The sequence below is a fragment of the Pedobacter frigiditerrae genome, assembly GCF_032678705.1.
GTDB lineage: Bacteria > Bacteroidota > Bacteroidia > Sphingobacteriales > Sphingobacteriaceae > Pedobacter > Pedobacter frigiditerrae_A.
The window spans coordinates 1,778,506-1,802,290 of the sequence record NZ_JAVTSS010000002.1; the positions used below are offsets into that span (position 1 = coordinate 1,778,506).

Below are 23,785 nucleotides of genomic sequence, written 5' to 3' on the forward strand. Positions count from 1 at the left end.
AAATTAATGCCGTGAATACGCTCTCAGCAAACTTTGCTAAAGATGTAGCAGCAGTAAATGCGATACCATCTGTAGCCAACATATTAGAAGTTATTTGCAAATCTACTGGAATGGGCTTTGCTGCAGTGGCAAGGGTTACTGAAGATAAATGGATTGCTTGTTCGGTTAATGACAACATCACCTTTGGCTTAAAACCAGGCGGCGAGTTACAAATTGAAACAACCATTTGTAATGAAATTCGTCAGCATCATAAAGTTGTAGTTATAGATCATGTGTCGGTTGATGAGCAGTTTGCAAATCATCATACACCTTTAATGTATGGCTTTCAAAGTTATATCTCTATGCCAATTATGCTAAGGGATGGTACTTTCTTTGGAACAGTTTGCGCCATAGACCCTAAACCTAACATATTAAATACGCCGCAAACCATTGGTATGTTTAAACTATTTGCAGAATTAATAGCTTTTCATCTGGATGCAAAAAATCAATTAGAGGAAAGTGAATTAAAACTGATGGAAGAACAAGAAACTGCCGAATTAAGGGAGCAGTTCATTGCTATACTGGGGCACGATTTACGTAATCCAGTGGGGGCTTCTTTAAATGCAGCTCAGCTTTTGCTAAAAATAGCATCCGATGAAAAAACCAAAAGATTAGCTCAAATTATTCAAAACTCTTCTTATAGAATAAACGGACTTATCGAGAATGTCCTTGATTTTGCAAGAGGAAGGTTAGGTGGTGGCATTACCCTTAATTTAAGTGAAAATGAACCCATAGACGAAGTGCTCAATCAAGTAATTAATGAGTTGAAATTGATTTGGCCAGAACGAAATATTGAGGTTGAATTTAACTTAAAAGAAAAAGTGTCATTTGATGAAAAACGAATAGCGCAATTATTTTCTAATCTATTGAGTAATGCACTCACCCATGGAGATAAAAACTTTCCAGTTGTAGTAAAAGCCTCAAGTACCAATGGGATATTTAACCTATGTATTATCAATCGAGGAACTAAAATGCCCGATGAAACTTTGAAGAAATTGTTTCAGCCTTTTTCTAGGGGGGGTATAAAAAATGGACAACAAGGCTTGGGTTTAGGTTTATACATCTCCTCAGAAATTGCAAAAGCACATAAGGGAGAAATTATAGTAGATTCTACTAAACAGCAAACTTGCTTTACTTTTACAATGGCCAATTGAGTTAACGCTATAAAATCAGAAATTTAATGATAAGGAATGTTCTGGGTTATGCAAACTAACCAATGAACCAATGAACCAATGACCAATGAACTATTTAATGCAAATAAGTACCAACTCTTTTTACAAAATCATCAATATCAAAGGGTTTGCTAATGAAATCATCTACATCACATTTTTGCTTAATGTCGTGTCCATGACTATGTGCAGACATCATTAATATAGGAATGTCATTGGTTCTTGTATTTCCCTTAAGTTCATCACAAACATCAATTCCATTGCCATCAGTTAACATCACATCTAATATCACCATATCTGGATGTGAATACAGCATTTTATTTTGGAAGGATTTAACGGTAGGATAGCTCTTCACATCGTAATTTTCTTCTGTTAATAGAAAAGAAATTAATTCTCTGATATCATCATTATCCTCTAAAATATATATGCACTTTTTCATCTATGTATTTTAATTGCCATTTGTTCTGGGCAAATTCTACTAAACTAACTAGTTAAGCGCCTTATTGTTTTGATTATCATAAACCAAAAAAGAGTAGTTATAATTAATGTTTTTTGAAACCTGAAGATTTGTCAATTGTTAGTTAGCTAAAATGAACAATAAATAATTTTTAATGTGATGGGAAAACAAGATAAAATCAATCAAGATGACAAACCTGTAGGTTATGGTAGTTCAATTCAATCTAGTGGTCATGGAAACAGAAGTAGGCCAAAGCAACCAACTGATAAAATTCAAATACCCGATCAGAACAGTGATCAAGAAAAGAAAGCTGAAGAAAAATAACATTAAATTAATGGTCAAGTAAATTACTTAATGTTTTTTGCACTTCGGTTTTAATGGCTTCCAGAACGTTATTTGTTAATTTTAATTCCTCTTCTGCTGCGGTAGAATCTGCTTGTTTATATTTATACAATGGCAAGCTACCAGGTATAATATCTTCAGGTTTTATAAAGTGAAGTTCATTATTTTCTTGCTTTAGGCCACCAACAATTCCTCCAAAATAAATGATCTTATATTCATCATCCTGTGGTAAAATGGTTAATGTAATTTCTTTTCCAATATCACTAATTTTAATATTAAAGGGTTCCATATTCTCATTTTAAAGGCTAACAAAATTACTGACTACTTGTTTAAAAATTAATTTCTAAAAACTAAAATTGTATTAGGTTGTAATAAAAGGAGAGTCTTATTATTGTTAAATTTTGTTAAAAGCCAAAGCTTAAGGTAAAAGAGATTTAAATTTGATGATGGTTAAAAGAATAATCTTACTATTGTTGGTACTTGCCCCATTTCAATTACTGGCACAGAATTTCTTAACAGGAAATATTTATGACAATGATAATAGGGCAACAAGCATAGAAGGTGCTGCCATAAAAAACTTAACAACTAAGGCCTTTACCTTAGCAGATAAAGATGGTCACTTTGCCATTACAGCAAAAATAGGTGATCTGGTTTCCTTTGGGATGGCGGGATTTCAGACAGATACAGTTTACCTAACAAATCTTTTTCCTAAGAATATTTATCTAAGGATAGCGGTTAATGATCTAAAAACAGTTGATATCAATGGTGTTAAGGTGTCTCCGATGTTAAGTGGTTTGGGGAATCCTGACAACAAGCCGCCAGTTAAACAATTAGATTACAGTAAGGAAAGGGGCGGACTGAGACTAAACTTAGGTTATGGTAAATGGCGTAAGGAAAATCTTAAAATTCAGGAGTTGGAAGAAAATGATCGTATCCAACAAGAAATAACAAAAAACTTTAATGCCGAAGCTGTAAAAGAACTACTTAAGTTTGAAGGTCCAGATGTAAAAGATTTTTTATCACTTTACAGGCCAACAGTGGATCAAGTTAAAGCAGAAAAGCCTTTCAATTATTCTTATTATATCGCTACTGCTTACAGAGCTTGGCTTAAATTACCAGTAGATCAAAGGAAATTACCGCCATTGCCAAAGTTAAAGGGGAATTAGTTGTTGAGTTGGGGAGAGGTGGAGTTGTTGAGTCGATAAGGCGTGATTTGTAGAGACAAATAGTTGGGTAATTGGAAGATTGGTTAATTAATATGTTTAAATCCTCTCAACACCTTTATTACTCCACAACTAACAATAAAGCAATTCAACAATCCAGCAATTTCTTCATCAACCAATGATACTAATGAACTAGTGAACAGCTAGTAACAATATTGCTCATTTATTTGAAATTATTCAATTACCATTTACCTTTATCACAAAATAAACAAACATGCTTAAAATTACAACCAAACAATTTTTAATGGCTGTGGTGCTTGGTATGTGTAGCTTAACTAGCTTTGCACAAACTACAACACCCCCAGCTACAAACTATGTTCCGTCTGATGCTTTCGGACCATTATTCTATACCCAAAATGGAAACGAGTATCGCTCAGCTAGTGGTGCTCCAGGTGCTAAATATTGGCAAAACAGAGTTGATTATAACATCACGGCCAACTTAGATACCGCAAAAAATATGGTGAGTGGTACCATCACCATCACCTATAAAAACAACAGTCCAGATAAGTTACCTTATTTATGGTTGCAGTTAGACCAAAATACTTTTAAGGAAACTTCTCGTGGTTACCAAGTAACACCTTCACGTAGTCGTTATGGTGCGCAAGGCGAAAAATTTGATGGTGGTTATAAAATTGATGGTATTACTGTTTCACAAAAAGCAGCGCCAGTTAAATTTACTTCATTGGTAGAAGATACACGTATGCAAATCCGTTTAGATCAACCTATGGCAGCCAACGGCGATGTGGTTACCGTTAAAATGAATTATTCTTACGTAGTTCCTAAAGAAGGTTCTGACAGAACAGGTCATTTGACTACCAAGAATGGAGAAATCTACGCAATTGCACAATGGTTCCCACGTATGTGTGTGTATGATGATGTAATTGGATGGAATACCTTACCTTATTGGGGTGGTGGCGAATTCTATTGCGAATATGGCGATATCAACTTCGCTATTACAGCTCCGGCAAACCATATTGTAATGGGTTCAGGAGAATTATTAAATCCACAAGAAGTATTTACTGCAGAACAATTGAAAAGATGGAATGCAGCAAAATTAAGTAATGCAACAGTACACATCCGCTCTGCTGCAGAGGTTTTAGATCCTAAATCTCGTCCTGCAGGTGCCAAGCTAACCTGGAAATTTAAAATTACCAATGCTCGTGATGCTGCTTGGGCTTCATCAAAATCATTTATATTAGATGCTGCTCGTATCAATTTACCTAGCGGAAAAAAATCTTTGGCAGTTGATGCACATCCGGTTGAAAGTGATGGAATGGATGCTTATGGTAGAGGTGTAGAATATGTAAAAACTACAATTGAGCATTATTCGAAAATGTGGTACGAATATCCATACCCTATGGCTGTTAACGTAGCCACCAATATTGGTGGTATGGAATATCCAGGTATTGTGTTTTGTGGCTGGACTGCCAAAAAAAGTGGTGCTTGGGGTGTAATTGATCACGAATTTGGCCATACTTGGTTCCCAATGATTGTGGGTTCTAACGAGCGTAAATACGGATGGATGGACGAAGGTTTTAATACCTTTATCAATGGTATTTCTCAAGCAGAATTTAACAAGGGAGAATACAAGCCAGCTCGTCCAACTAACATGAATGCCATTGGTAAAAACAACATTGGTAATTCACGTTTTGAAAACATCATGTTAATGCCAGATGGAATGCAGGAAGCTAACATCGGTATCAATTTATACAGTAAACCAGGATGGGGATTAAATATCCTACGTGATCAGATTTTAGGAAAAGACCGTTTTGATTACGCTTTTAGACAATACATTAAAAACTGGGCATTTAAACATCCAACACCTACAGACTTTTTCCGTTCTATGGAAAATGGGGCAGGAGAAGATTTAGCTTGGTTCTGGAGAGGTTGGTTCTTAAACAATTGGAAAAGCGACCAAGGTTTAGGTAATGTAAAAGCTGTAATGAAAGATGGTAAAATTGAAGCTTACACCATCCAAGTTAAAAATTTGGAGAAATTACCAATGCCTATCATTTTACAAATCACTACTAAAAGCGGTAAAAAAGACATCGTAAAAGTTCCTGTAGATGTTTGGATGAAAAACACTACTTGGTCGGTTCGTTACCCAACAACAGAAGAAATTACAGGCGTTTTAATCGACCCTGATAAAGTTTTACCTGATGGGAACCCTGATAACAATACATGGAATGCGGATGGTGCCTCAGCTGCTGCTACAACACCTCCAGCTAATTTGGATGTCTTTGTAGGTAATTACTCAAATCCGGAAGCGCCAATTAAAATTGCCATTACTAAAGCGAATGGTGGTTTAATGGCTCAGTTAGGTACACAACCTGCTTTTGCCTTAAAATTCTCTTCGGGTACAACTTTTGTATTTGAGCAAGGAAATTTAGAGTTTACTTTTAACGCTGCTAAAAACGAAATGACATTGTCTGCACAAGGACAAGATTTTGTTTTTACAAAAGATAAGTAACTTCACTTACGAAGTTTTAAACCGTAAAAAGGTCCTGCAGATTATGTCTGTAGGACCTTTTTTGTAAACAGCATTTGGTCTTTTCTGTTCTTCAATAGGAATCCCGTATTGGACCGACCTTTGTTTACTCATAGTGTGGAAATTTCGACCTAAGGAATTATTTCTCATCAGCTAAATGGATGTAGAATGCTTGTTTTGGCTTTGGTATTAAAATTGAAAATATCATTTTATGTTTTTGCTAATAAGTAAACACATTTTAACCAAATAACTAATGATTAACCTCGAACAAAAAAATAACAAAAATCCATACTTTGAAATCTTAAATATAAGCAAGGGAAAAACCGTCATCTGCTCTTCTTTTTTCGATGAAAATAAATTGATTTTAACCGATTGGAAAGGAAATGTCTGGTGTACAAATATTGATACTCAAGCTAGGGAATGGGAAATAAATGTAAATAAGCCAATCCTCTTCGAGCTTATTTCTTACCAGCAAAAGCTTTATGCATGCAATGAAAATTCATTGTTTGAGATTGACAAGGAAACAGGTCATTTTAAAGAGCTTTTAAAATTCACTGTGGCTTGCTCAGTGGTTCATAAAAACAACAAGGTGTACCTTAACGAAAGAAGTAAAAAAGGCCCCAATACCACGGGACGGATTATTGAAATAGACCTTGATGATTTGAGCATTATCGTGTTGAAAGAAGAAAAAGAGAAATCTACCTATGGGGCGCTCAATAGAAAAGAAATTGTAGTAACAGAAAAGGAAGTTATTTTTTATGCTGACAGGGCAATTTACAAGTACAGTATAGCAGACAAGGTAATTGAACAAATTTATCACAACGCTGAAATTGAAAGTAGAATAAAGGGAATGATGATGCTTAATGATAGTTTGCTCTTTGTACCAGGAGTGAAAAATAAACAGGCTGGAACAGGTTATTTTCCACAGAACCCAAACTTGAATTCTATTTTTATCAAGGAGCTAAATGCTGAAGCCGAGCCAATAGATAAGACTATCGTTTCTACAACAGTGCCGTTTATTGGCAATTTTTTAGCTATTAACCATACAGAAAGTATAGCTACTTATGGTGGGTATGTGTTTTTCCATCGCAATAATTATCTCACATTAAAAGAAGTACCCCAAAGAAATATTACAGGTCAGGATGGATGGCTTTTTAAAAATGGGAAGGAAGCTTTTCTTCTGGAACCCACTTCTTTTAATAACGAAGAGAAACAACAAGGTTTTAGACTTTATCATATAAAAAATGATAACCTCGAATTACTAGAAGAATTTATAACAAATAAACTTGGTAAAAATTACAGGGAACCAGAATTTGATTTCTTCAAAAACTACATCGTTGTTAGATGTGATGGACAAGCATACCTGTTAAAAAAATATAGCTAATAAAAAAGATGAACCATTCTGTTAAAAGATACTTTATAGCTTTTTTAGTCTTTACTTTCTTTATAGAAGCGGTAAATGCACAAACAAAAAGTGCCAAAAAAATAAAGCAAGTAAAATCAACTTGTTTTCATCACTATGTAGAAGAGGATGTAACCAAAGACAGTGTTACATTTCCTAGATTGTCCTCTCATCTACTTGGTTACACATTTAAGGGAAAAGCATTGCTGACCACCATTACCAATTATTTTAAGCATAATATTTCTATGAAAGAATGGCTATCGCTCAATGATAGAAAACCAAACAAGGATATACTCATCCAATCTAAGTTGGTTGATGTATCTGGAAGTGTAAAAATAGTTGGGAATACTTTAATCTTCAAAGCAGACAAATCAGCTTCTCAAAAAACATTTTTAATAGAAAAAGCTACAGATGGCAGCATCAGCAAACTGATTGATAAATTAACCAAGGAGGTTTATCTGCCTTCAATTTGCAGGCCTGGTTCTAAGATTTTAACCCAATATTAAATTTTAGGTTTTTAGAAATGGAAGAACAAATCATCAATAGGAAGACCGATTTTACAAAGCCAGAAGAGGTGGTACTAAACTTTATTACGTCGGCAAAAATGCTAATGAAAAAAGAGAACACTGTTAATAAAGAACAACTGGCTTTGGCAATCATCCATTTTTATACCGCATTTAAGTTTCACCCTTACATAAATCATATTTATGAGTTGATAAAATTAAACACATCAAGGAAATTGAAAAAACGGTTGAAATCACACAGACAGAAAAACACATTTACACACAAGCCATCCGTAATTTGATACCTGTTGGTCTTTGGAAATTACAATTGAAAAACAATGGCTGGAAGATAAAAGAAATTCAGCTTCAAAGAGGTGTGGATAGCTTTTCTACTTTATTTATTTCGAAATGAAAGCACAATATTTAACAGAAATTGAATTACCGATTTGGGCAGACCCACAAGGAGACCTGATGTTAGAAAAATCAAGAGATGATTGCCATGTATACTTTGATTGCTGGGAAGATAATAAACCTACTTATGCTAATTACATCGGCAAAATAATTTTTGAGAATGCTTGGGCTGTAAAATCTTTGGACATTGAATATTATGATATTTTCCCTATTGAAGACTGGAAATATAAATCATCAATCTGCGTGGTAGAAAATTCTTGTTGGCTGGATGAAATGATACAGGTTAGGACCAGGCATTATAACAATTGGACAAAATGGAAAGATAAAAATTACAGGCACTTTCATTGCAAGGGGCACGACAACTACTTCGACATTATTGCAGAAAATTATAAAGTTGAAAAAGTATTAAAGAAAGATGTTGAACACTATGAAAAACTTTGGAGATAATGATACAAGACATCATTGCACTATATAAAAATCATCCAACTATAATGGATATCAACCAAGAGTTGGACTTGATGAAAATATTGCAACAATTACAGCCGAAGCAAATTATAACAGATAAAAATGATTTCTTTTTTCTACTTAACCAATTAGATACTTCTCATATTGGGGGAGGTATTTTTGAGGTGAAAAGTGATAACTACATACATTTTAAAGAGTTCTCCATTTGGTTAAGAAGTTTGAAAACACATTTGATAGCTGAGCAGGAAATACTGGAAAGTTATGCTCAGGATTTGGAAGCTGTCTTTAAAATCAATTGAATACAAAATATAAGCACAACAAATTTTATCAAAAAAATAATGATAGATATTTCAGAAGAAGAGCAATTATGGAAATTATCAAAATATCCCGCTAGTTTCTATCGGCTTTTTGGATTTATACTTAATCATTACGGCGGAACATTCAATTCTAGTCATTCGGTTCTCCAAACATTTACTTATGCCCTAAATGATTTATGGGAAAAAGCAAAGGCAGATAATCTTGCTAAGATATGTACCGTATTTTTTAGTGAAACCAATTTGACGGATGATTTAAATGTAACAACAGCAACCAACGAATTTGAACAGAAAATCACACTGACATTTATCTCCGGTAATATTTGTGATTACCTAAAAGCAATTGAATATGATAAAGAAACAGAATTATTTATTCCCTTATTTAAGCCTCCTTTCGGAACAATTGCATTGGCAAAAAACCAAAGAATAGAATTTTTAACAGGCATCTATCTTAACCACCATAGAGACGAAGCAACTTGGATTTTTTACAATAATTATCAAAAAATGATTTTGGCACATCAATTTATGGTCGATTTAGCAGAGGAAGAAGATGAAATAAAGGTTACCTCAAAGTTTATGACACCAAATTGCCATATCATCACACTAAATAAAGACGGGGAATTGTGGCAGGAAATCGAAAGCGTCATTATAAAAAGAGGATATCAATTAATACAGTAAAAATTCAACAATGTCGATATTTAACTTTTTCAAAAAGAAAAAAACGGTAGATTTTCATACCCCAAAATTATGTTTAACAGAAATTCCCGTTGCTATTACAAAGCAAATCGACAACATCAATTGGTCAACATTTGAAACGGCTTACGGAAATGCAGAAAAAACAACTCCGTTTTACCTTAAAAACCTTTTTTGTAAGGATATGGAAATAGCGATGGATGCAACCCATCAATTGTGGTGTTCGTTATGTCATCAACACGCTTTTATTTCTTCGGCTTCCTTACCGTCTTATGATATTTTAAAAATCGGGTTGTTAGAGCTGGATGATTTATTGAAAGTAGAACTGCTGGATATTTTTCAGGGATTTGCATATTGTTCCAGCCCAACCTTCAGCAATGCCCTAAGAGAACCTTGGGAATTACAACTACGTGAAAAATTAGCAAATGATAAACAACTGTTTGAAGATTTTACGAAGCATAAAGATGAAGTTATCGTATGCTTTGCAGAAAGAATTATTGATGCCTTAACAAACGAAAATTAAACACTATCCTGTATAATCGCTGAAGATGCTTTAAAAGGTGAAAAATCGAAGTACGGATAATGTTAGTAAAACGAGCAGAATGCTTCGATTTTTTGCCAAAACCCAAAGCTCCAAGATATTTTACACCCTCCAAAACTAAAGAATGACTTATAAATATCAAGACCTATTAGACCAACTAGACCGTGAGGGAAAATTAGAATTTGGGAATGAGCAACAAGTACGACTTGTGATGTTAAAATTATGTGGTTTAGTTGAACATTTGTTCGACAGCCAGACCAAGGAAATATTCAAATCTGCAAAATCAGGCTACCCTATAATAGATAAGGACATTGCAGAATTGTACAATAAGCTAAATGAAATCGGCGACTATCAAAATGCAAACTATAATGCGATAAAAGTTCTACTCAGCAGCATCAAAAAACCACTACAAGAAAATGAAGATAATGATTTACTATTCCCATTAGATTATTGCATTGAATTTTGCCTGCTTGCTGATGGTAGCATAACCGACAAACATATTATTGACATTTTAAATGAAATAAAATGAGGAAAGCTTTGATAGCCTATTTAAAAAATAAACGACAAATATGACAAACTGGATGAACCAACCTCAAAATTTATTTGCAAAAGATGAAACAGCTTTTTTTTGCATACAACTAGAAATCAGACCAAGTTTTGGAGCAAATGACTTAATGCGGTTGATAGAAAAAAAGCAAGGTTGTTTGTTTTTTGAATATGCAGACCAAAAAATTGAATTGAACATTCAATTAAAGAATGAATTGCTTCAATTACTAAAAGGCATTGACCTTTCTGTGCCACCTAAACCAGCAATGGGAGTTGACGGAACTTTTTTTGAACTGAGTGTTTATAGTCTTTGGAATAAATTTAGTTTCAACTGGTGGGGCGATGATGTAGATGAAAATTGGCAACCCTTGCTACGTTTAAAAGAGAAAATAGTAGCATTAAAAAGAGTATAGCAACAGAAATTTATAACCGCATAAGACAAATAATAACAGATACAATAAAAGCATTTAAAAATGAGAGCATTAACCTTTGAAGAAAGAAATAAGGATAATTATCTGAAGCAGGAAGATGTTTCGATAGCTATCATCAATAAATATAAAAATATACTGCCCGAAGAATTAATTCATATCTGGGAAAATATGGGTTTTGGCATATTTGAAGATAGTTTTCTTCAATTGGTAAACCCTAACGAATACGATTTTGTATTTCAATATATTGATAAGTTATTAGAGCCTTCTATAGTTTGGGCAATAACAGCTTTAGGAGATTTATTATTATGGGAAGGCAATGAAAATTGGACAATTGCCCCTGATGAAGGAAACAGGGTAAAGCTGGTAAACGTAAGAAATTGTAGTAGTATGGTATTAGGTAAGATGGATTTTGTATTAAATAGGGTTTTAGGCGATGAGTATGGAATATCAGATAAAAGCTATTTTAATGCTAAACCCTTTTTAGAAATAAAAAATAAAATGTCAAAATTACAATATAGCCAATGTTATGGTTATACTCCTGCCTTAGCATTGGGAGGAAGCAAAAGCAGTAAAAATTTAAAAATAGTTGATACTAAGTCCTACCTCAATATCATTGGTATGGCAGTAGGTAAGATAATAGATTTGACAGATTGATTAGAAAAAAACGTATGAAAAACAAAACATTTAAGGCAGGCGATATTTTCGCCATTCAAATTGAGCAATCATCAAATTATTATTTCGGAAGAATATTGTTTGATGTACAGCAACAATATAAAAACAGTACAGAAACATCAAATTATTTGGATTGGCACAGCAACAGTGTTTTAATTGAAACGTATAAACATATTGCTAATGAACCTAAAATTGATAAATATGATGTAGCGATAGATGCTGTATTTATTCCAAAAAAAGAATTATTAAAACAAAGTATCACAGTCATTGGCAATGTCCCTGTTAATCCAACAAAAGTATCTTTTCCCGAAACTTTAAAAAATGTAGAAAATACCTGTTTTTTCACTGTTGGCGAATTAGCCATAAAGACCAATCTCTCTACAGCGTATGCTTATGACAGTATTAAAGTGTTTCCAACCTCAGGCAAAATGTATTATATACAATTGGCCACCTTAGATTTTTCGGGCAGAAGAGATCTGATAGTAGATAAGCAAGATATAATGGATAATTATTTCAGGTTTTCAGATTTAAGAAGTTTACCGGAGAAAAGAGCAGAAATATATCAATCAATAGGAGAAGACCCAAACATAAGTTATTACGATTTGGCACTTAAATATGGTTTTGATTTAGGGAGATTTTATAAATAAAACCAATGAAACAATTCACTGAATTAATATAATCAGTTTATCCAACTACGAATTTTGGCGCTTTTTCTAATGAGCTGTATCAATTGTTTGGAAGCTATTTGATTAATCAAAAAGAAGGTCCCAACAACAATCGTCTAACACTTGGTTTAAACAATATATATACATTGGAAACAGGTTCTGATATGGGTATAAAATGGATTAGAAAATTACAAGGTATATACATTTTAGCAGACAATAATTTACGCTTACTTCTTCCTGAAACTAACAGAGGCGAAAGCTATAAAGTTTATGCTAATTTAGAAATAGTTGAAAAAGAAGGGGGAACTAATTTGTTACCAACGAATGAAGTTTCTGAAAGCCAATTTTATTTTTTTAAGCAAGAATATCCGCTTCTAGTAGTTTGTGTAACTGATAAATGTGGCACAAATAATTTTAGCAATAGTATTACCACAAACAATGTTTATATGGCTTTACAACAAAAAACTGATACACAGGAAATAGAAATAATAAATGATAAAAATAAAGAAAGGCATTATCCTGCTTTCTTATTCAGTAAAATATAAAATACAAATTATGAATGAAATAATCAAAAGTATAAAATCGGAAAATTTTGAAATAACATTTAGGCTAACAGCGGACAAAGATGAATGGTACGCTAAAATTTCAAATTTGGGTGGTTTTGAACATATTGAATTTTCAATCAATCTTGATCATTATTTTAGTGAAGAAAGTTGGACAAAACTTCCAGACTTTATTGAATTTTTAAACGAAAATCTAAATCATTATTTTAACAAAGCAATAGACACATTAACAAAATTTGCAAAAATGACAGGGTATTTTAACGAAGAAGAACAAAGTTTTTTGGACTTTGGTTTTGGACATTGCATAATTTTTAAAGACAACTCTTTTACAGTTACAAATCGATGGGAGTTTGAACTTGATTTTTCAACGAATAACAAAAAAGACAGTTTAGAAAATATTGACGGATATGGAAGGTGGTTTGTGACTTTTAATGGAAATTGTATAAGTGGAATAAGAAGAGAGAATTGGTAATAACTAATTGTTCCGAAGATTCGATATTTGAGCTAATAGGAAAAATAAAACAAGAGTTCCAATATATAGACAATTCAGTTTTTTCAGATGCTGAAAACTTGTAGTCAATAACCATATAATATATGCTATGCAAATTCTTAAATACAATTACCACGATGCAGTTATTGAAAAAGTAGAGCTTACCGAGACTGTATTTTCTCTTTATATAGGTCTTTATTCTATTTTTTATCCAGCAAAACCAAAAATAAAATTGCAGTTTAGTATTGGTACACATTGCAATCGTTGTAATAAATGGGTTATTGAATTAATAAGTGAGGTTGATGATGGAGAAGATGAATTGGGTGCACGAATAAATAACATCAGCATCCAAACCGAAAATTATGGTTCAGCAAATATGCTTTGCAAAATTGATTGTGAATATATGAACACATTAAAATTCAAAATTACGGCTGTCAAAGAAACGGAGATATAAAATATCATCAGGCTACTAATTGCCAAACTATTTGTCCAATATAAAATATTGGTATAAGACCCTTGCTATGGGTGCCTTTAAATTAATCACCTTAAAAATTAAGTCACACTCTATTTTCTTTAATCATCTTCTTGATTAACAGTGTAAATAAGTTTCGTTTATTGTGCTAGTTTATGCGTTGGTCTAATTTCCCGTCGAGTTATCAGAATCTTAAATACTTATTCTACCTATCATTGCTCATAGTGTGGAATTTTCGCCCTAGTTCATTATATATGCTTTATATCATATCCCCTAAAAAACGTTAAAAAGCTTGTTTTTGTGTGGTGGTACATCCTTTGACTATCGTGTGATGGGAATAAATCCCATTGATAATCATTTATCAATCAAAGGATCGCATTAAACACATTACAATATGATAACTTCTACAAAAAAAATTGCCTTGATCTGTTTACTTGTTGCATTTGCGCAATTTGTGCAAGCACAAGTAAAGGTTGGAGATAATCCAACAGAGATTAATAAAGGATCTATCCTTGAGCTCGAAAGTGCAAACAAGGGTTTATTGTTTCCAAGAGTTAGCTTAACTAATACAACAACTTGGAGTTTGGCAGCGTCAAGCACGCCAGTTGCTGGTATGATGGTTTATAATACCAAAACTACAGCAATGGGATTTACAGGTACAACTGTCTACCCTATAGCGACTGGTAATGGTACAGGTATCTATTATTGGGATTTCGATAAATCTAACATCAGGCCAGATGCCGCAAAAGAGCTAGATAAATTGGTAACTATTTTAAGGGAAAATCCTACCATTTGGATAGAGCTTGGTTCGCATACAGATAGTAGAGGTAATGACCAATATAACAGGTGGCTATCTCAAAGTAGGGCAAACTCTGCAGTACAATATATCATTGATAGGGGAATTGCTAAAAGTAGAATTACAGCCAAGGGATATGGAGAAAGTGTTCCTGTAAATGAATGCACAAATGGTGTAAAATGTTCTGAAGCAGATCATCAATTAAATAGAAGAACTGAATTTACAATTGTAAAGCAATAATAAAATATTGGTTGTGTTTGAAGAAGGGAATCAAATAGGGATGTTAATGACCTTCTTCATCATGACTTCTATAAACTTAAGTATTAAGCCAAATAATCAAGAGATTAAATTTTAGAAAGCATGAATATTTTAATTGCTGACGATTTAAAAATATACAGACTCGCCCTCAAATTGTATATACATAAACATTGGCCAGAGGCTGTGGTTTATGAAGCGAGTACCATGCATGAAGTGGTTGAAGATGTATTTGATGTTGAATTTGATTTATTAATATTAGATATAAATATGCCTGGGAGCGAATTATTGGAGGGTTTTGTAGCGCAGGCAATTAAATATACAAAGATTATTATATTCTCAGATATGGATAATGATGACCCTAGAGTAGAAAACCTAATCAAAATTGGAGCAGATGCCTTTCTTCCTAAAATGTCGCAGCAAGCAACAGTAATTAGCACATTGGAATTTGTATTTAGCGAAAGAGAATTATAAAATTTATTCTTTTCAATCCCATACTGCTTTTTTGATTATCTCCATTCAATGTTTAGCTTTGTAGCATGCAAACTCCAGAACAAAAGAACAACCCTTTACATGGTTTAACCCTAGAGTTTATTCTAAAGCAATTGTTTTTTCATTATGGATGGGAAGAATTGGGTAATCTGGTTAAAATTGCCTGCTTTAAGAACGAGCCATCCTTAAAATCGAGTCTTAAATTTTTACGCAAAACAGATTGGGCTAGAAAGAAAGTAGAAAAATTGTATTTAAATACATTTCATTAAAACATTGCCTGTTAAATTAAGTTATTTAAATACTTTAACATCATTCCTTAAGCCTATGAAACTGGTTGTTGGTATATTTTCATTTTTCCTATTATTTCAATTTAGTGCGACTGCGCAAATCCAATTCAAGGGGCAGGTTTTAGATCAGGTAACTAGAAAAGGATTAGAAAAAGTTGAGATACTTAATTCATCAAGGCGCACAACTTCACAAACCGATGCTAAGGGTGATTTTGTTATTAAAGCTAAAGTTGGCGACGTGATTGTTTATCGTTTAGCGGGTTACGATGCGGATACGGCTTTGGTTATAGATTTGAAACAGATTAGAAGATTTCTACATCCTTTAGCTAATACCTTAAATACAGTAACTATTTCTGGTCAAGTAGATAGTAAAAAACAATACGCCGATATTTATAATAAGGCAAATCCTGTCTTGCTAACGCCCGGTAGAGGGTTACGTTTTTATCCTTCTAGCTTTTTTGGTAAGGAAGGTAAAAATGCCCGTCGACTGAAGAAGTTAATTGAAAGTGACCAAGTAGAAAAAGAGATTGATAAAAGATTTAATGCTGTAACTGTTACAAGTCTATTGCCACTAAAGCAGCCAGATCTTGATGCTTTTTTAATGCTTTATCGTCCAGATGTTAAGTTTGCAGTTAATGCAGATGCTGATGATTTCAAGTTTTATTTGTTGGAGGCCTACGAGAGATTTAAGGCATTGCCCCCAGACCAGAAAACATTACCAAGGCTTAAAAGTCCTAAATAACTCTTCTTATTTACCGTAATTTAAATCAACATCCAATCGTTCTAATTTATAAGTCTTCATTAAAAATGAGTAAAGTAACTAAACATTAAATACTTTTTGTAAATTGGTCATTCAAATATGAATGAATGAAACGTGTTTTAATTTATCTTTCCCTCTTTTTAGGTATTGCTTTGTCTTTTGGTTTTATACCTAAAGTAGAGAAATCTAAAAAACAAACAGTACTTGTCTTTTCATTAACCAAGGGATTTCATCATGCTTCAATAGATGATGGAATTATAGCCATTAAAAAATTAGGAGCTGAAAATGGATTTGAAGTTGACACCACTACTGATGTAAAGGCATTTGATATAGAGAATCTAAAAAAATACAAGGCGCTTATTTTTTTAAATCCAACAGGTTCTAATGTTTTTAACGATGCACAAAAAACAGCTTTAAAGCAATACATTAATAATGGTGGCGGTTTTGTAGGTATTCATGCCGCGAGTGATTTCAGCTACGAGTGGGAATGGTATGGGAAAATGGTGGGTGGTTATTTTGCTAGTCATCCAAAAATTCAAGATGCTAAATTGAACATAGTTTTACCAAAAAATAAAATTGTTAAAGGTTTGCCCAATCTTTGGTTGCATAAAGATGAATGGTATAACTTTAAAGATTTTAACCCCACGGTAAAAGTGCTAATTAAGGTTGATGAAACTTCATATACTGGAGGAACAATGAAAAATGAACACCCTATTAGTTGGTGTCATGATTACGATGGTGGAAAAGCATTTTATACAGCATTAGGACATACAAAAGAATGTTATGCAGATCCATTGTTCTTAAAGCATTTGCTTGCTGGTTTAAAATGGACAATGAAGTAGCCCCGTTTTACAGTTTACGATTTACAATTCTCATTTGCCTTTCTTAGCTTCATTAAATCTTCATACTGATTATAGACTTTAGTATTGTTAAACGATTTTAATAATCACTAAATCCATAAAAAAATGAAAGCAATTAAAGTTTTAATGATCGCTCTAGTAGCCGCATTTACAGTAAACACAGTTAGCGCACAAACTGCACCGGCTAAAGCTCCAAAAACAGAAAAAGCAGCTAAGAAAGCGGCTAGAATTGAGAAAAAAGCAGATACAACTGCTAAAAAAGTAGCTAAGAAAGTTGCAAAAAAAGGCAAAAAATAATTAAGTAATTTGGTTAGATTGAAAACGCTGGCATTTTACGCTGGCGTTTTTTTTTTAACTATTTTTTAACAACATTGTGGTAAGCTGTTGTTATGGCATCCTCAAACATATCTTCTCTAACTTTATCTAAATCGAAGAATGTCCATCCTTGTTTGCCCCATTTATTAGGTACAGGAATAATAATACTGGAATCGAAAGCCGAGAAAACAGATTGATCTATCTCATTTAATTTTAAGCAAGCCTGATTTTTCTTTGCGTCATAAGTCGCAAAGATCCTTTTGCCAACTCTAAAAGATATCTTTTCAAAATGAGGCTGCTCATTTACTTCGGTAAAAGACAAAGCTAATCTTCTAAATAATTCAAGAGTTACCATTTTTAAAGCTAATAAAATTTTGGGCGTTCCCCAAGCTGCGCAAGGGTCGGGCTTTGTCGGGCTTCGCTTCGCTGCGGTGCCGATAAAAAATCGGCACTAAACCCTTTCAATCCCTAACGCAAATAAATAACGCAAATCTATATGCCAATCTTTACATTTGTTAAAAACATGGAATGATTAGAGTAAATGATGAAACACCAATTGAGGTGTTGCAAGATATTAATGTTGGAAATTTAGTTACCGATGGATTTAGTAAAACTGGTTTAGTGGAAAGTATAGAGACTACAGATGATGGTTTATACAAAATTTACGAGTTCTACTTAAATACTGGAAGAGTAATTACTACAAGAAGGTAAGGTTCTTAAAAATACCAATTTATAGGTAGTGAAATTGTTATAAATAGATGTTAGCTTAGCTAAACTTTATTATTTTTTGCTATGAAAAAGCCCATCTTATTTATTCTCCTTCTATTTGTTGTTGCTGCGGCAAATGCTCAAAATCAAGTTTTATTTAATACTTCCTTAGAGACTGTAACGGTTTACCGATCTGGAGCTGAGCTAAATCATACAGTTAAGGTTAATTTGCCTGCAGGTTCAAGCGAAATTATTTTAGGAAATATTGCCAATACGATTGATCAAAATAGTATTCAGCTAAGTGCACCAGCAAATGTGACTATTCTTTCTACAACTTTTGTTAGAGATTATTTAAAATCTGAAAATAAAAGTGTCGCTTATATTAAAGTAGAAGACAGTTTGAATATTGCCAAAAAGGATTTAAATGCTATTCAAAACAAAAAATCTGTTGATGAAAACCTACTAGTTTTATTAGATAAAAATCAAACTGTTGGTGGTGTTAGTAGCGGCTTAAGTGTAGCCGAATTAATTAAAATGGCCGATTATTATAAGACGAAACAGTTAGAGTTAAAAAATAGTATTTATGCTTATCAGGTTTTAGAAAACAAACAGCAAACAAAAATAAACAAGCTTCAACAACAGTTAAATGAATTAAGTACAGATAAATCTGGAACAAAGGGGCAATTGTTATTGCAAATCATAACTAAAGAAGCAACTGCTGCGGTTTTTAACTTAAGCTATCTTTCTCCAAGTGCATCATGGGTTCCATTTTATGATTTGAGGGCTGAAAACACTTCAGCTCCTTTAAAAATTGTTTACAAAGCTAATGTGGTTCAATACACAGGGGTAGATTGGAAAAAAGTTAAGCTTAGCCTATCAACAGCTACACCATCACAAAACGGAACGGCGCCTTTGCTTTCTGCCTGGTTTTTAAGATTTGGTTCTCCAAATGCTTACAGAACTCAAAGTGTGCAAAATACCGTTCAAACAATGGAAAGCAGAGCTCCAATGCAAAATGGGAGTAATAAACAAACCGCGGATGTAGTAGATAGAAACTTAGCAACTGCTAATAACAACATATTAAATACCTCATTCGATTTAGATATTCCTTATGATATTTTATCAAACAGCAAGGCGCATAGCGTTACTTTAACCACTTATAATCAGCCAGTAAATTATAAATACTATAGTGTGCCTAAGTTAGAAAGCGATGCCTTTTTACTAGCGGAAATGGCTAATTATGAAAAACTTAATTTATTGCCTGGTGATGCAAACATCATTTTTGAGAATACCTATGTGGGCAAATCTTTTATTAATCCTAATGCAACTACTGATACTTTAAATTTAAGCATGGGTAGAGATAAGAAAATAGTAGTTAAACGTGAAAAGGTTGCTGAACAGAGTGGAACGAAGTTATTAGGATCTAGTAAAAAACAAACCTTTACTTATGAAATTAGGTTGAGAAATGGCAAAAGCGAAGCTGTTAATTTATTACTTAAAGATCAATATCCAGTTTCTACAGATAAGAGTATTGAAATAGAATTGATAAGTGCTGATGGAGCCATTATAAATACTGAAACAGGAGTTTTAACATGGAAATTAACCTTAAAGCCAGGAGTTACAGAGAAAGTAAGGATTAGCTATTCAGTTAAATATCCTAAGGAGCAAACGATAGAGAATTTGTAAAGGTTAATATAGTTAGATTTAGGCTGCTGGAACAGTTTTCTTGCACAAGCTCTGTTCTCCAATCCCGTGGCCTGTGGCACACAGAACACTAATTAGGCTAATGGATTGAACTTTGACAACTACTTGCAGTTTGAGTGAAAGTTTGTCAATTAGGCGAAATGCAACTTACGTTTCTTGCACTGGTTTTTGTTCTCTAAACCCGATATACGTGGATGCCGATTTTTCATCGGCAGTAACATTAGCAGGGCTGATTTAGCCATTAATTACTGACAATCGTTTTCTAGAAATAACATTGATTTTTTAGCGCATTTACAATCAATGATTTACTTAGTATTAACAAAGGAGATTGCTTCGTCGTTTCTCCTCGTAAAGACGCAAAAGGAAAAAAGAAAAAAATCTCTCACAAAGCCTTGATTATCACAAATTAAGTTCCTACTTTTGCAGTCCCTTAATGTGGCCTCGTTGTAGGCTGGCCATTACGGGAAGTTTTTAAATAAAATAGAAAAAACAAAAAGCAAGAAATGCCAACCATTCAACAATTAGTTAGAAAAGGTAGAGTAGCACTGGAGTTCAAGAGTAAGTCTCCAGCGTTGGACAGCTGTCCACAGCGAAGAGGTGTATGTACACGTGTATATACTACTACCCCTAAAAAACCAAACTCAGCAATGCGTAAAGTTGCCCGTGTACGTTTAACCAATGGAAAAGAGGTGAATGCCTATATTCCTGGAGAAGGTCACAACTTACAAGAGCACTCGATCGTGTTAATTCGTGGTGGTCGTGTTAAAGATTTACCAGGTGTACGTTACCACATCATTCGTGGTGCGTTAGATACATCAGGTGTAGCTGGTCGTAACCAACGTCGTAGTAAATATGGTACTAAGCGTCCTAAACCAGGGCAAGTAGCTGCAGCACCAACTAAAGGAAAGAAAAAATAATTAGGAGGAAACAGAAATGAGAAAATCAAAACCAAAAAAGAGAATTATTCTTCCTGATCCTAAATTTAACGATGTTCAGGTTACAAGATTTGTAAACAATATGATGTTTGACGGTAAAAAATCTATCGCTTACTCTATTTTTTATGATGCAGTTGAAATAGCTGAGAAAAAAACTAGCGAGAATGGATTAGAAGTATTTAAACGTGCTTTAGTAAATATCAGTCCTGCTGTAGAGGTTAAATCTCGTAGAGTTGGTGGTGCAAACTTCCAAGTACCTACAGAGGTAAGACCAGACCGTAAAATTGCTTTAGGCATGAAATGGTTAATTACTTACGCTCGTAAACGTGGCGAAAAAACCATGAAAGAAAAATTAGCAGGTGAAATCGTTTCAGCAGCTAAAGGTGAAGGCGCAGCAGTTAAGAAAAAAGAAGATACGCATAAAATGGCTGAGGCTAACAAAGCGTTCTCACACTTCAGATTCTAAGATAAAATGATTGAATGAGTGAATTTTGAATGATTGATTGGCTAAGTGTTATTCAATCATTCTCTCATTTTCATCATTCATTAATTCAAAAATATGTCAAGAGATTTAAGATTTACAAGAAATATCGGAATTGCTGCTCACATTGATGCGGGTAAAACCACAACAACTGAGCGTATTCTTTATTATGCTGGTGTTAGTCATAAAATTGGTGAGGTGCACGAAGGTGCTGCAACAATGGACTGGATGGCACAAGAGCAAGAGCGTGGTATTACCATTACTTCTGCTGCTACAACTGTTGGTTGGAAATACAGAAACCAAAATTATCATATCAACATTATCGATACTCCAGGACACGTGGATTTTACCGTTGAGGTAAACCGTTCGTTACGTGTATTAGATGGTTTGGTGTTTTTGTTTTCGGCGGTTGATGGTGTTGAGCCTCAATCTGAAACTAACTGGCGTTTAGCTAACAACTATAGTGTTGCGCGTATCGGTTTCGTTAACAAAATGGACCGTTCTGGAGCAGACTTCTTAAAAGTTGTTAAACAAGTTAAAGACATGTTGGGTAGTAATGCAGTTCCATTGCAATTACCTATCGGTGCTGAAGATTCATTTAAAGGTGTGGTTGATTTAATTAACAACCGTGGTATTGTATGGAATGAGCATGATAAAGGTATGACCTTTACCGAAGTGCCTATCCCAGAAGATATGTTAGATGAGGTTGCTGAGTGGAGAGAAAAATTATTAGAATCTGTTGCAGATTATGATGAGACTTTGATGGAGAAATTCTTCGAAGATCCGAACTCAATTACTGAGCGTGAAATATTAGATGCATTACGTGCGGCTGTATTAGATGCTAAAATTGTTCCTATGGTTTGTGGTTCATCTTTCAAAAACAAAGGTGTACAAACTATGCTAGACTACGTGATGGAATTATTGCCATCTCCAATGGATAGCGAAGGTGTAATTGGAACCAACCCAGATACTGGCGAAGAAGTTTTACGTAAACCATCTGAAAAAGAGCCTTTTGCAGCTTTAGCATTTAAAATTGCAACAGATCCATTCGTAGGTCGTTTATGTTTTATCCGTGTTTATTCGGGTAACTTAGAAGCTGGTTCTTACGTTTACAATGCTCGTTCTGAGAACAAAGAGCGTATTTCTCGTATCTTCCAAATGCATGCAAACAAGCAAAACCCAATTCCTAACGTAGGTGCTGGTGATATTGCTGCTGTTGTAGGCTTTAAAGATATTAAAACTGGAGATACACTTTGTGAAGAGAAAAATCCAATCATCCTTGAATCAATGAACTTCCCTGAACCAGTAATTGGTTTAGCAATTGAGCCTAAAACTCAAGCAGACGTTGATAAATTAGGTATGGCTTTAGGTAAATTAGCTGAAGAAGATCCAACATTTAGAGTTCAAACTGACGAAGAAACTGGTCAAACAGTAATTTCAGGTATGGGTGAGCTTCACTTAGATATTTTAATTGACCGTTTAAGACGTGAATTTAAAGTAGAGGTTAATCAAGGTGCACCACAAGTAGCTTACAAAGAAGCTATCTTTGGTACAACTCAACACCGTGAAACTTATAAAAAACAATCTGGTGGTCGTGGTAAATTCGCGGATATCCAAGTTGTTATTTCACCAATTGATGCTGATTACGAAAAAGGTGGTTTACAGTTTGTAAACGAAATTACAGGTGGTTCAATCCCACGTGAATTTATCCCTTCAGTAGAAAAAGGATTTGCAGCTGCAATGGCGAATGGTGTATTAGCTGGTTACCCACTTCCTGATATGAAAGTTCGTTTAATTGATGGTTCATTCCACGCGGTCGATTCTGATGCTTTATCATTTGAACTTGCAGCTAGAATGGCATATCGTGAAGCATTGCCAAAATGTAAACCTACTTTGATGGAGCCAATCATGAAAATCGAAATCTTAACCCCAGAAGAAAATATGGGTGATGTTATCGGTGACATGAACCGTCGTCGTGGTCAACTTTTAGGTATGGATACTCGTAACGGGTCTCAAGTAATTAAAGCAACTGTGCCTTTATCAGAAATGTTTGGTTATGTAACTCAGTTACGTACAATCACTTCTGGACGTGCAACTTCAACAATGGAATTTGACCATTATGAAGCAGCGCCTAAAAACGTACAAGATGAGGTAATTGCTAAATCTAAAGGAAAAGTAAAATCTGAAGACTAATATTAGATGTGAGTATTGAGATATGAGTATTGAGATTTGTCTCACTTCTAACGTCTCAAATCTCACATCTTAAAGATAAATCCGATTGCTTGTTATTAATAGCTCTAACAGGT

General features: G+C 33.9%; 31 protein-coding genes. 28 read left to right on the plus strand and 3 right to left on the minus strand.

Features of this window, described 5'->3' with window-relative positions:
• Nucleotides 1-11 precede the first annotated feature (11 nt).
• Nucleotides 12-1,193, plus strand: a complete 1,182-nt coding sequence (locus R2Q59_RS18300) for a GAF domain-containing sensor histidine kinase (RefSeq protein WP_316786809.1) — start codon at nt 12-14, stop codon at nt 1,191-1,193.
• Nucleotides 1,194-1,287: 94 nt separating this feature from the next.
• On the opposite strand, the gene R2Q59_RS18305 is transcribed toward R2Q59_RS18300, so the two are convergent.
• Nucleotides 1,288-1,647: a response regulator transcription factor gene (locus R2Q59_RS18305; protein WP_316771519.1), complete on the minus strand. Its 360-nt coding sequence runs from the start codon at nt 1,645-1,647 to the stop codon at nt 1,288-1,290.
• 177 nt (nt 1,648-1,824) lie between these two features.
• On the opposite strand from R2Q59_RS18305, the gene R2Q59_RS18310 reads away from it, so the two are divergent.
• Nucleotides 1,825-1,989 carry a hypothetical protein gene (locus R2Q59_RS18310; protein ID WP_316771520.1) on the plus strand — a complete coding sequence of 55 codons (165 nt, stop codon included), beginning with the start codon at nt 1,825-1,827 and terminating at the stop codon, nt 1,987-1,989.
• 7 nt (nt 1,990-1,996) lie between these two features.
• Here the strand turns inward: R2Q59_RS18310 and R2Q59_RS18315 are convergent, their stop codons facing one another.
• Nucleotides 1,997-2,296 (minus strand): hypothetical protein, encoded by a 300-nt coding sequence (locus R2Q59_RS18315; protein ID WP_316771521.1) that lies wholly within the window; start codon nt 2,294-2,296, stop codon nt 1,997-1,999.
• Nucleotides 2,297-2,450: 154 nt separating this feature from the next.
• Between R2Q59_RS18315 and R2Q59_RS18320 the strand changes: the two genes are divergently transcribed.
• From R2Q59_RS18320 to R2Q59_RS18420, 21 genes are all read left to right on the plus strand, one after another.
• Entirely contained in the window at nt 2,451-3,173 is a 723-nt protein-coding gene (locus R2Q59_RS18320; protein ID WP_316771522.1) for a hypothetical protein, read from the plus strand.
• Nucleotides 3,174-3,444: 271 nt separating this feature from the next.
• The gene (locus tag R2Q59_RS18325) at nt 3,445-5,700 is read left to right on the plus strand and encodes a M1 family metallopeptidase (RefSeq protein ID WP_316786811.1); all 2,256 of its coding nucleotides are present in this window, start codon (nt 3,445-3,447) and stop codon (nt 5,698-5,700) included.
• Nucleotides 5,701-5,971: 271 nt separating this feature from the next.
• Nucleotides 5,972-7,102 carry a hypothetical protein gene (locus R2Q59_RS18330; RefSeq protein WP_316771524.1) on the plus strand — a complete coding sequence of 377 codons (1,131 nt, stop codon included), beginning with the start codon at nt 5,972-5,974 and terminating at the stop codon, nt 7,100-7,102.
• An 8-nt stretch (nt 7,103-7,110) separates the two neighbouring features.
• Complete coding sequence (locus R2Q59_RS18335; protein ID WP_316786813.1) at nt 7,111-7,626, plus strand: hypothetical protein; 516 nt, start codon at nt 7,111-7,113, stop codon at nt 7,624-7,626.
• A gap of 405 nt (nt 7,627-8,031) precedes the next feature.
• Entirely contained in the window at nt 8,032-8,481 is a 450-nt protein-coding gene (locus tag R2Q59_RS18340) for a hypothetical protein (RefSeq protein WP_316771527.1), read from the plus strand.
• Nucleotides 8,481-8,798, plus strand: coding sequence for a hypothetical protein (locus tag R2Q59_RS18345; protein WP_316771529.1), 318 nt, complete (start codon nt 8,481-8,483; stop codon nt 8,796-8,798). Before R2Q59_RS18340 ends, R2Q59_RS18345 begins: the two co-directional genes overlap by 1 nt.
• Nucleotides 8,799-8,837: 39 nt before the next feature.
• The gene (locus R2Q59_RS18350) at nt 8,838-9,491 is read left to right on the plus strand and encodes a hypothetical protein (protein WP_316786815.1); all 654 of its coding nucleotides are present in this window, start codon (nt 8,838-8,840) and stop codon (nt 9,489-9,491) included.
• A gap of 10 nt (nt 9,492-9,501) precedes the next feature.
• Nucleotides 9,502-10,029 (plus strand): hypothetical protein, encoded by a 528-nt coding sequence (locus tag R2Q59_RS18355; RefSeq protein ID WP_316786817.1) that lies wholly within the window; start codon nt 9,502-9,504, stop codon nt 10,027-10,029.
• A 142-nt stretch (nt 10,030-10,171) separates the two neighbouring features.
• The gene (locus R2Q59_RS18360) at nt 10,172-10,576 is read left to right on the plus strand and encodes a hypothetical protein (RefSeq protein ID WP_316786820.1); all 405 of its coding nucleotides are present in this window, start codon (nt 10,172-10,174) and stop codon (nt 10,574-10,576) included.
• Between the two features lie 40 nt (nt 10,577-10,616).
• Nucleotides 10,617-11,006 (plus strand): hypothetical protein, encoded by a 390-nt coding sequence (locus R2Q59_RS18365; RefSeq protein WP_316786823.1) that lies wholly within the window; start codon nt 10,617-10,619, stop codon nt 11,004-11,006.
• A 60-nt stretch (nt 11,007-11,066) separates the two neighbouring features.
• Nucleotides 11,067-11,678 carry a GAD-like domain-containing protein gene (locus R2Q59_RS18370; RefSeq protein WP_316786825.1) on the plus strand — a complete coding sequence of 204 codons (612 nt, stop codon included), beginning with the start codon at nt 11,067-11,069 and terminating at the stop codon, nt 11,676-11,678.
• A 14-nt stretch (nt 11,679-11,692) separates the two neighbouring features.
• A complete protein-coding gene (locus R2Q59_RS18375; protein ID WP_316786827.1) occupies nt 11,693-12,343 on the plus strand; it encodes an Imm26 family immunity protein in 651 nt (216 codons plus the stop codon).
• Nucleotides 12,344-12,441: 98 nt separating this feature from the next.
• A complete protein-coding gene (locus R2Q59_RS18380; RefSeq protein WP_316786829.1) occupies nt 12,442-12,906 on the plus strand; it encodes a hypothetical protein in 465 nt (154 codons plus the stop codon).
• 10 nt (nt 12,907-12,916) lie between these two features.
• Nucleotides 12,917-13,396 carry a hypothetical protein gene (locus tag R2Q59_RS18385; RefSeq protein ID WP_316771544.1) on the plus strand — a complete coding sequence of 160 codons (480 nt, stop codon included), beginning with the start codon at nt 12,917-12,919 and terminating at the stop codon, nt 13,394-13,396.
• A gap of 127 nt (nt 13,397-13,523) precedes the next feature.
• Nucleotides 13,524-13,868, plus strand: coding sequence for a hypothetical protein (locus tag R2Q59_RS18390; RefSeq protein ID WP_316786830.1), 345 nt, complete (start codon nt 13,524-13,526; stop codon nt 13,866-13,868).
• A 412-nt stretch (nt 13,869-14,280) separates the two neighbouring features.
• On the plus strand, nt 14,281-14,922 hold the full coding sequence (locus R2Q59_RS18395; RefSeq protein WP_316786831.1) for an OmpA family protein: 642 nt from the start codon (nt 14,281-14,283) through the stop codon (nt 14,920-14,922).
• A 120-nt stretch (nt 14,923-15,042) separates the two neighbouring features.
• On the plus strand, nt 15,043-15,411 hold the full coding sequence (locus R2Q59_RS18400) for a response regulator transcription factor (protein WP_316771550.1): 369 nt from the start codon (nt 15,043-15,045) through the stop codon (nt 15,409-15,411).
• Nucleotides 15,412-15,476: 65 nt separating this feature from the next.
• Nucleotides 15,477-15,698, plus strand: a complete 222-nt coding sequence (locus R2Q59_RS18405; protein ID WP_316771551.1) for a VF530 family protein — start codon at nt 15,477-15,479, stop codon at nt 15,696-15,698.
• Nucleotides 15,699-15,702: 4 nt separating this feature from the next.
• Complete coding sequence (locus tag R2Q59_RS18410; RefSeq protein WP_316771552.1) at nt 15,703-16,458, plus strand: hypothetical protein; 756 nt, start codon at nt 15,703-15,705, stop codon at nt 16,456-16,458.
• A 125-nt stretch (nt 16,459-16,583) separates the two neighbouring features.
• Nucleotides 16,584-17,318: a ThuA domain-containing protein gene (locus R2Q59_RS18415; protein ID WP_316786832.1), complete on the plus strand. Its 735-nt coding sequence runs from the start codon at nt 16,584-16,586 to the stop codon at nt 17,316-17,318.
• Between the two features lie 123 nt (nt 17,319-17,441).
• On the plus strand, nt 17,442-17,633 hold the full coding sequence (locus tag R2Q59_RS18420; protein WP_316786834.1) for a hypothetical protein: 192 nt from the start codon (nt 17,442-17,444) through the stop codon (nt 17,631-17,633).
• 58 nt (nt 17,634-17,691) lie between these two features.
• On the opposite strand, the gene R2Q59_RS18425 is transcribed toward R2Q59_RS18420, so the two are convergent.
• Nucleotides 17,692-18,006 carry an MmcQ/YjbR family DNA-binding protein gene (locus tag R2Q59_RS18425; protein WP_316786836.1) on the minus strand — a complete coding sequence of 105 codons (315 nt, stop codon included), beginning with the start codon at nt 18,004-18,006 and terminating at the stop codon, nt 17,692-17,694.
• Nucleotides 18,007-18,179: 173 nt separating this feature from the next.
• On the opposite strand from R2Q59_RS18425, the gene R2Q59_RS18430 reads away from it, so the two are divergent.
• The 5 genes from R2Q59_RS18430 (at nt 18,180) to fusA (ending at nt 23,672) form a co-directional block, all read left to right on the plus strand.
• Nucleotides 18,180-18,362 carry a hypothetical protein gene (locus tag R2Q59_RS18430; RefSeq protein ID WP_316786838.1) on the plus strand — a complete coding sequence of 61 codons (183 nt, stop codon included), beginning with the start codon at nt 18,180-18,182 and terminating at the stop codon, nt 18,360-18,362.
• A gap of 81 nt (nt 18,363-18,443) precedes the next feature.
• Nucleotides 18,444-20,045 (plus strand): DUF4139 domain-containing protein, encoded by a 1,602-nt coding sequence (locus tag R2Q59_RS18435; protein WP_316786839.1) that lies wholly within the window; start codon nt 18,444-18,446, stop codon nt 20,043-20,045.
• Nucleotides 20,046-20,566: 521 nt separating this feature from the next.
• Nucleotides 20,567-20,980 carry a 30S ribosomal protein S12 gene (gene rpsL / locus R2Q59_RS18440; protein ID WP_008244597.1) on the plus strand — a complete coding sequence of 138 codons (414 nt, stop codon included), beginning with the start codon at nt 20,567-20,569 and terminating at the stop codon, nt 20,978-20,980.
• 16 nt (nt 20,981-20,996) lie between these two features.
• Nucleotides 20,997-21,464, plus strand: coding sequence for a 30S ribosomal protein S7 (gene rpsG / locus R2Q59_RS18445; protein ID WP_182923598.1), 468 nt, complete (start codon nt 20,997-20,999; stop codon nt 21,462-21,464).
• 93 nt (nt 21,465-21,557) lie between these two features.
• Nucleotides 21,558-23,672, plus strand: coding sequence for an elongation factor G (fusA, locus tag R2Q59_RS18450; RefSeq protein ID WP_316771560.1), 2,115 nt, complete (start codon nt 21,558-21,560; stop codon nt 23,670-23,672).
• Nucleotides 23,673-23,785 lie beyond the last annotated feature (113 nt).